At 71.6% G+C, this 8,030-nt stretch carries 10 protein-coding genes; 6 read left to right on the forward strand and 4 right to left on the reverse strand.

Annotated elements, in window-relative coordinates:
• The coding region (locus tag ABZ896_RS51035) for an AraC family ligand binding domain-containing protein (RefSeq protein ID WP_360945814.1) at nt 1-404 on the reverse strand (404 nt) is incomplete at its 3' end.
• 70 nt (nt 405-474) lie between these two features.
• Between ABZ896_RS51035 and ABZ896_RS51040 the strand changes: the two genes are divergently transcribed.
• The 5 genes from ABZ896_RS51040 (at nt 475) to ABZ896_RS51060 (ending at nt 4,059) form a co-directional block, all read left to right on the forward strand.
• Nucleotides 475-1,293 (forward strand): phytanoyl-CoA dioxygenase family protein, encoded by an 819-nt coding sequence (locus ABZ896_RS51040; protein WP_360945817.1) that lies wholly within the window; start codon nt 475-477, stop codon nt 1,291-1,293.
• Nucleotides 1,290-1,562, forward strand: a complete 273-nt coding sequence (locus ABZ896_RS51045) for a hypothetical protein (RefSeq protein ID WP_360945820.1) — start codon at nt 1,290-1,292, stop codon at nt 1,560-1,562. The genes ABZ896_RS51040 and ABZ896_RS51045 overlap by 4 nt, the downstream gene beginning before the upstream one ends.
• 510 nt (nt 1,563-2,072) lie before the next feature.
• Entirely contained in the window at nt 2,073-2,876 is an 804-nt protein-coding gene (gene ppk2 / locus ABZ896_RS51050) for a polyphosphate kinase 2 (RefSeq protein ID WP_360945823.1), read from the forward strand.
• A gap of 287 nt (nt 2,877-3,163) precedes the next feature.
• Nucleotides 3,164-3,538, forward strand: coding sequence for a hypothetical protein (locus ABZ896_RS51055; RefSeq protein ID WP_360945826.1), 375 nt, complete (start codon nt 3,164-3,166; stop codon nt 3,536-3,538).
• 167 nt (nt 3,539-3,705) lie between these two features.
• Nucleotides 3,706-4,059, forward strand: coding sequence for a metalloregulator ArsR/SmtB family transcription factor (locus ABZ896_RS51060; RefSeq protein ID WP_360945829.1), 354 nt, complete (start codon nt 3,706-3,708; stop codon nt 4,057-4,059).
• A gap of 6 nt (nt 4,060-4,065) precedes the next feature.
• Here the strand turns inward: ABZ896_RS51060 and ABZ896_RS51065 are convergent, their stop codons facing one another.
• Genes ABZ896_RS51065 through ABZ896_RS51075 form a run of 3 tightly spaced genes read right to left on the reverse strand, consistent with a single transcriptional unit; the run spans nt 4,066 to nt 6,823 of the window.
• Nucleotides 4,066-4,590 (reverse strand): hypothetical protein, encoded by a 525-nt coding sequence (locus tag ABZ896_RS51065; RefSeq protein WP_360945832.1) that lies wholly within the window; start codon nt 4,588-4,590, stop codon nt 4,066-4,068.
• Entirely contained in the window at nt 4,587-6,134 is a 1,548-nt protein-coding gene (locus ABZ896_RS51070) for an ATP-binding protein (protein WP_360945835.1), read from the reverse strand. The genes ABZ896_RS51065 and ABZ896_RS51070 overlap by 4 nt, the downstream gene beginning before the upstream one ends.
• A complete protein-coding gene (locus ABZ896_RS51075; protein ID WP_360945838.1) occupies nt 6,131-6,823 on the reverse strand; it encodes a response regulator transcription factor in 693 nt (230 codons plus the stop codon). Before ABZ896_RS51075 ends, ABZ896_RS51070 begins: the two co-directional genes overlap by 4 nt.
• A 124-nt stretch (nt 6,824-6,947) precedes the next feature.
• Between ABZ896_RS51075 and ABZ896_RS51080 the strand changes: the two genes are divergently transcribed.
• A partial coding sequence (locus tag ABZ896_RS51080) for a S8 family serine peptidase (RefSeq protein ID WP_360945841.1) occupies nt 6,948-8,030 on the forward strand: 1,083 nt, incomplete at its 3' end.

Consider the following 8,030-nt stretch of genomic DNA (forward strand, 5'->3'; position numbering starts at 1 on the left):
CACAGTTCCGCCGCGGCCCGCGCCGGGGACTGCGGCCCCGCGGCGACCGTCTGCCGGAGCAGCCCGCCGAGGACGGCCGCCTCCGCCCCGGCGTCCTGCATCACCGGGACGCGCCGCCGCTCGCCCGCGCCGGGCAGCCGGAAGTGGGCGTAGAGGTGCTCGCAGCGCGGGGCGTCGTAGTGGAAGTGCACCTCGGTGTCGGGCGGGACGAGGCTCACATGGCCGGGGCGGATCGGGTGCCGGTGGCCGTCGTAGGAGAGGGTGCCGGAGTAGCCGTAGAGATGGAGCTGCCACAGGCGCGGGAGCCGGAAGACGTCGTGCGGGCCGGTGGAGCCGTGCACGCCGACGCCCGCGTTCTCGACGTGCGGGGGCAGGTCGAGGGCGAGGTCGACGGTGTGGGTCATGGTGGAAAATTACCAGTGCCTGTTGATTACACCCCACGACTTCCGCGGCTCCGGTTCCTACGGTTGCCGTATGTCAACCACACCCCAGCTGCTGAGCTCCGCCCAGGTGGCGCGGTTCGTGGCCCACGGTTTCCTGCGTCTGGACGGCGTCGTGCCCCCGGAGATGAACGAGGAGGCGCTCGACGTCTTCGCCGCCGGGCTGCCCGCCGTGCCGTACGGCACCCCCGTGCCGCGGGCGTTCCCCGAGGGCTCCTTCGCCCGCCGGCTCGTCGAACTGCCCGTCGTCGCGGGCGCGTTGGAGAGCCTGGTGGGGCCGGGGCCGACCGTCGACCATCACTTCGTGCACGTCCGGGAGGCGCGGGAGGGCAGTGCGCAGCCCCTGCACGCCGACGCGCTGATCGATCTGCGGACCGACGCCTTCGACGTGCAGCTCATGTACTACCCGCGGGAGGTCACCGCGGACATGGGCGGCACGCTCATCGTGCCGGGCAGCCATCTGCGCCGTACCAACGAGTCGGACACCGGCCGCTACCAGAACCTGCGCGGCCAGACCCGGCTGACCTGCCCGGCCGGCACGGTCGTGCTGCTGCACCACGGGATCTGGCACGGCGGGCGGCGCAACGACAGCGACACCGTCCGCCACATGTACAAGATCCGCTTCAATCCGACCGTGCCGCAGGTGCGGCTGTGGGATCCGGCGGATCTCGAAGACCCGGCGGTGCACGAGGAGTTGAGCCGGCGCTTCCCCTGGTACGAGTCGGCCACCGCGCGGCTGGAGATCCACAACCGGATCCTGCTGTGGCGTGCCCTGACCGGCGACGACACCTTCGACATCGAGTACTGGGCGACGAGGATCGCCAACCGGCCCGCGACAAGGAGCACCGCATGACCGTCCGCCAGCAGGTCCTCGTCCTCTACCTGGACACCTCCGCCCTTGACTCCCCGGTCGTCGGCTGGGCCCGCTACGACGGCACGGGCACGACCCGTCCGACCACGGGCGACAGCGACGAGCCGCCGTACGGCACGGGGGTGGCCGCCCTGGAGGACGGCTGGCGCCTCTTCCAGGCCGCGCAGCTCATCCCGCCGTATCCGGGCACGGAGCACGAGACCTCCTTCCTCAAGCACGAGTTCTTCTTCGAGAAGCTGATCACCTCGTGAGTCTCGGACCTCGGTGACTTTCTGATCCAGTCCCGGTGCGAGGCCACACTGCTGTACTCGCTCGGGCCGACCCGGGGCGCGGACCGGACGGCGTTGCCGCCGCTGATCGTGTGGGTGGCGCCCAGCGGCAGGGCGAAGGTGGCGGCGAGCGCCGCACCGGCGGCGACGGCGATGCGCTGGTGGTGGCGCATGAAGGCTCCTCGTGGGTGGACTGGTCCCGCATGGGTCAAGCCCTGCGGGTGGGCCCGTCCCGGATGGATCAAGCTTCGCGGAGACCGGGACGCGGTCGCCTCGGCCGTTCGGCCGGAGATCGGGGCGCGGACGGTGGTGCGACGGCGATCAACTGGACCTTTCGGCCGAGGCGCCGCCCGGCACCACGGCCACACCCACACCCGCACCCGACCGCACCGCACCGCACCGCACCGCACCGCACCGCACCGCACCGCACCGCACCGGCAAACGGTCTCCGCCGCTGAGCGCTCCGCCCCGGCTGTCCCTAGACTCGGCCGCATGAGCGGCAAGGATGCGGCCCGGGTGCCGCGTAAGGCGTACGAGAAGGAACTGCTGCGGCTTCAGACGGAGTTGGTGAAGCTCCAGGAGTGGGTGCGGGCCGAGGGGGCCCGGATGGTCGTCGTCTTCGAGGGGCGGGACGCGGCCGGCAAGGGCGGCACGATCAAGCGGGTCGCCGAGCACCTCAACCCGCGCGTCGCCCGGATCGCGGCGCTGCCGAAGCCCACCGAGCGCGAGCGCACGCAGTGGTATTTCCAGCGGTACGTCGAGCATCTGCCGGCCGCCGGGGAGATCGTGCTGTTCGACCGGTCCTGGTACAACAGGGCCGGCGTCGAGCACGTGATGGGCTTCTGCACCCAGGAGGAGTACCAGCTGTTCCTGCGCCAGTGCCCGATCTTCGAGCGGATGCTGGTGGAGGACGGGATCCTGCTGCGCAAGTACTGGTTCTCGGTGAGCGACACCGAGCAGGAGGAGCGTTTCCGGCGTCGCCTGGAGGACCCGCTGCGCCGCTGGAAGCTCTCGCCGATGGACCTGGAGTCGCTCACCCACTGGGAGGCGTACTCACGGGCCAAGGACGAGATGCTGGTGCACACCGACATCTCCGAGGCGCCCTGGTACGTCGTGGAGAGCGACGACAAGCGGCGGGCCCGGCTGAACATGATCGCCCATCTGCTGGGCTCGCTGCCGTACCGCGATGTCCCGCCGCCGGTGCTGGAGCTGCCCGAGCGGCCCGGGTCAACCGGCTACGAGCGCCCACCACGCGATCTCCAGAACTTCGTCCCCGACCACGCGGCGAGTCTGTAGCCCCGGTCGCGGCGTCCCGCCCGAAGCGGATCCGGCACCCCGCCGAAAGCGACTCCTGCGCCCCGCCGAAGGCAACTCCGGCACCCTGCCGAAAGACGCGCCCCGACCGGTCGCCCCCTGCCGCTCCCCCGGCCATCCGGAGTCGCACAGCAGCCCCGTTCGGTCATCATCCGTCAGTCCCAGAGACCTCGCCCCCGGCCGTACCGCGCCGGGCATAGCGTCCGGCGCACAGACAGGTCGGGCGCAACACGGGCCCGCCTCAACCGAGTTGGACAAGGGGAGGCACTGTGGCGAGTGTGGAAGTGTCGCTGAAGGAGATGATGGCCGGGATAGAGGGGTCGACGGCCGCCGCGGTCGTCGACTACACCAGCGGGATGGCCCTCGGCACCCTGGGCGGCGGCAAGGACCTGGACGTCACGGTCGCTGCGGCCGGGAACACCGACGTCATCCGGGCCAAGGTGCGCACCATGGAGCAGCTGGGTCTCAAGTCCAGGATCGAGGACATCCTCATCACGCTGGAGAACCAGTACCACCTCATCCGGCTGGTGGCCGGCCGCAACGGCAACGGGCTGTTCCTGTATCTCGTGCTCGACAAGGCCCGCTCGAACCTCGCGATGGCCCGCCATCAACTCAGGCGGATCGAGGAGCAGTTGGAGGTCTGAGTCAGGCCCTCGGTCCGGGGCTGTGCGCGACCGCGATGTGAAGACTTCTTCAAGTCGCCACATCCACATGAGTCCAAGACGTGGTCGCTCACAGCCCCCGGCCAGCAGGATCGGTCCCACGGCGGCGTCCCGTCCGGCCGTCGTCCATCCGGCAGGGAGCGAGCACCATGCACGTCCCCCTCTACCAGGCCAAGGCGGACTTCTTCCGCATGCTGGGGCACCCCGTGCGCATCCGCGTGCTGGAGCTGCTGCAACACGGCCCCGTGCCCGTCCGCGACCTGCTGGCCGACATCGACATCGAACCGTCCAGTCTCTCCCAGCAGTTGGCGGTGCTGCGCCGGTCCGGAATCGTCGTGTCGATCAGGGAGGGCTCGACGGTGAGCTACGCGCTCGCCGGCGGTGACGTCGCCGAGCTGCTGCGCGCCGCCCGCCGGATCCTCACCGAACTCCTCGCCGGCCAGAACCAGTTGCTCTCCCAGCTCCAGGAGGCCGACACCCGGGCCCCGACCCACCCCGGATAGCGGGGCTCACGGGCAGCTCTCGTCCGTACCCGTCGCTCTCCACCTGCCGCTCTCGCCCACCACGGCCGTCACCGATGCGGTGGCCCGGTCGGTCAGCCGGTGCGCGGCGGCGGCCGTACAGATCACCTGGCGGGTCGCGACGTCGCTCAAGGGGCCCGTCCCGGAGGGCAGTTCGATGGTCAGAGCGTCGTCCCGCACCGACACCGTCGGGGCTGCCGGCGACGGCTGCCGTGGTGCCCCGGCCGGGTCGGGGGCGACGGTCGGCCGAGCGCGCACCTCGGTGGACAGGCCCCTGGCCACTTCCTCGGAGGTCGGGCCGAGCAGCAGCAGATCCACCGCCGCCTGGACGTCTCCCGGGAACTCGGTCGTGCGCGGTACGGCCACGAGCCTGTCCGCGAGCAGCAGGTAGACCGGCGTGACCGGGGTGATCCCGCTCGCGGGGGCGCCGGCCTCCACCACCCCGGTCGCCGGGATCCCGCAGCCGGAGAGCGCGAGCAGCGACGAAGCCACCAGCAGGAGTACGGGCTTCACGGGCGGCTCTCCTCGGACATCTCGTCCCGCCGCAGCGGGAGTTCGACGGTGAAGACGGCACCGCCCGCCGGATCGTTCCCCGCGCGCACCGTGCCGCCGTGGATCCGGACGTTCTCCGCGGTGATCGACAGCCCGAGCCCGCTGCCCTCGGAGCGGACCCGGGCGGTGTCGGACTTGTAGAACCGCTCGAAGACGTGCGGCAGCACGTCGTCGGGGATGCCGGGCCCGCTGTCGCGCACCTCGATGACCGCCACGCGCTCCTCGACACCGGTCACCACCACGCGCCCCTCGGCCCCGGTCACCGCCACACGACCCTCCACACCGGCCACCGCCACACGCCCCTCCGCACCGGCCACCTCCAGGCGCACCCGTACCGGCCGACCCCCATGCCGCAGCGCGTTCCCCACCAGGTTGGCGACCACCACGTCGAGGCGGCGCGGGTCGACGCGCCCGCGCACCGCGTCCGGTGCCGGCAGCGCGGTCTCGACGGTGTCCGTCCAGCCGCGCGAGGCGAGGGTGCGCCGGATCGACTCGGCGAGGTCGATCTCGTCGAGGTGCAGCACCGCGGCGCCCGCGTCGAAGCGGGAGATCTCCATCAGGTCGTCGACGAGCCGGGCCAGTTTGACGGTCTCCTCGCTGATCAGCCGGACGGCGGTGGCGGTGTCCGGGTCCAGCCGGGCGGCCTCCTCGTCCAGGACGTCGGTGACGGCGGACATCGCGGCGAGCGGGGTGCGCAGTTCGTGCGAGACGTCCGCGGCGAAGCGGCGGGCCCGCGCCTCCATCTCGCGCAGCTCGGCCACGGACGCCTCCAGCGCGGCGGCCGTCTCGTTGAACGTGTGGGACAGGTCGGCGAGTTCGTCGGAGCCGTCGACCGCGAGCCGGGTGTCCAGGCGGCCCTCGGCGATCCGCCGGGTGGCCTGCCGCAGGGCCCGCACCGGCCGCAGCACTCCGCGGGCGGCGAGCAGGGCGAGCGCCACCGCGAGCACGAGGGCCGGGACCATCGCGCGTTCGACGGCGCTGACCAGGGCGTCGACGTACGCCTGCTCGGTGCTCTGCGGAACGACCAGAAACACCCTTATCCCGGACGCCAGTTGAGACTGGTCGGGGTCGCCGAAGGTGAGCGACATGCCGACGACGAGGGAGGTGCGGTCGCTCTCGCGCACCCGCTGGAAGACGGTGGCCCGGCTGCTGCCGACGGCTTCCCGTACGGCGGGCGTCAGTTCGGTGAAGGGGTCCTCGGGGACCGAACTGGCGCTCAGGCTCCCGAAGGTGACCAGCACCCGCCAGTTCCCGGTCGCCGCACTGTCGGCCACGTCGCTCGCCAGTCGCTGAAGCGCCGACTCCCCCGGTGGGAAGGGGAGTTCGGGGGCGCGCTGGTTGAGCTGGGTGCGCAGCTGCCCGATGACGGCGTCCTGGCTCTGCTGGAGCACCCCGTTGCGCGCCTCGCGGAAGGACAGGGCCCCGGTCGTGCCGGTGGCGACGGTCGCGACCAGCCCGAAGGCGACGACAAGGCGGATGCGCAGCCCGCGCACAAGGCGGCTCACGGCGCCGCGAACCGGTAGCCGAAGCCGCGCACGGTGTGGATGTAGCGCGGGGCACGCGGCGGTTCGGACATCTTCGTGCGCAGCCGCTTGACGCAGGCGTCCACCAGGCGGGCGTCCCCGTGGTAGTCGTGCTCCCACACCGCCTCCAGGAGCTGCTGACGGCTGAAGACCTGGCCCGGCGAGGCGGAGAGGGTGAGCAGGAGCCGCATCTCGGAGGGGGCGAGGGCGAGTTGGGCGCCGTTCAGCGCGACGGTGAACCCGGCGCGGTCGACGGCGAGTTCGCCGTAGGTGTCGATCTTCGGCAGGCCCGGCTCCGCGGGCGCGGCGCTCGCCCGGCGCAGGACGGCCCGGATGCGGGCGTCGAGGACTCTGGCCAGGACGGGCTTGACGACGTAGTCGTCGGCTCCGGCCTCCAGGCCGACAACGATGTCCACTTCGTCACCCCGCGCGGTGGCCATGATGATCGGCAGCGTCTGGTCGACGGCGCGGACGGCTCGGCACACGTCGAGGCCGGTCATGCCGGGGAGCATCAGATCGAGGACCACGATGTCCGGCCGGAAGGACCTGAGCAGCTCCATGCCCTGCTCCCCGGTCGGGGTGGCGGCGACGTCGTGGTTCTGGCGGCGCAGCGCCAGGGCGACGCCCTCCCGGACCGCCCGGTCGTCCTCGATCAGCAGCACACGTGACATGGCCACAGTATCCACATGATCACACCGGAGCGGAGGGTTATCGGTTCGTTATCCCCCGAGCCACTTCCGATCACATCGCGATCACATCGTGACGTCATCTCCCCACAGAACAAACGGAGTTCAGATGGAGTTACGTACACGGCACAGACGTGCCCTCATCACCACGTGCCTCGCCTCCGTGGCCCTGGTGGCGGCCGGACTTCCGGTCGGCGCGCAGGCCCAGAGCGCGACGAAGGCCCGTACGGCGGCCGCGATCAAGACGGTCACCCTGGTCACCGGTGACCGGGTGCTGCTGGACGGCAACGGCAAGGTCGCCGGAGTCGAGCGGGGACCGGGCCGCGCCAGGATGCCGTTCTCGGTGCGCGTGGTCGACGGGCACACCCGGGTCGTCCCCGGTGACGCCCAACTGCTGCTGGCCCAGGGCAAGGTGGACCCCCGGCTGTTCGACGTCACCCAACTGGTGGCGGACGGCTACGACGACAAGGCCCGCTCGGACGTCCCCCTGATCGTCACGTTCAAGGGCGGGAAGGCGCCCTCGACGGCCCCTTTCACCGAGGCCGGGGCGCGGATGGGCCGGGCGCTGCCCGTGGTCAACGGCAAGTCGATGCGCTCCGTGAAGAAGCGGGCCGGCGTCTTCTGGGACACCGTCACCGCTGCGGAATCCGGGGCTGTGGAGAAGGTCTGGCTGGACGGTAGGCGCAAGGCGAGCCTCGACAAGAGCGTCCCGCAGATCGGCGCGCCCACGGCCTGGGCGGCCGGTTACGACGGCACCGGCGTCAAGGTCGCCGTGCTGGACACCGGGGTCGACACCACGCACCCCGACCTGTCCGGCAAGGTGATCGCCGAGCAGGACTTCTCCGACAGCGGCAGCACCGCCGACGGGTTCGGCCACGGCACGCACGTCGCGTCGATCGCCGCCGGGACCGGAGCCAAGTCCGGCGGGACGTACAAGGGCGTGGCCCCGGGCGCGAAGATCCTCAACGGCAAGGTCCTCGACAACGACGGCTACGGCTACGACTCGGGGATCATCGCCGGTATGGAGTGGGCGGTCGCGCAGGGCGCGGACGTCGTCAACCTCAGCCTGGGCGGCCCCGACCTGCCCGGTGTCGACCCGTCGGAGGAGGGGGAGAGGAGCTTCGCGATCCGACCCGCCGCGTCCGCGACGGTGGTCGCCATGAGCAGGTCGCGCAGGGGCAGCTGGATGCCG

The organism is Streptomyces sp. NPDC047072, from assembly GCF_040643855.1.
In the GTDB taxonomy this organism is placed as follows: Bacteria; Actinomycetota; Actinomycetes; order Streptomycetales; family Streptomycetaceae; genus Streptomyces.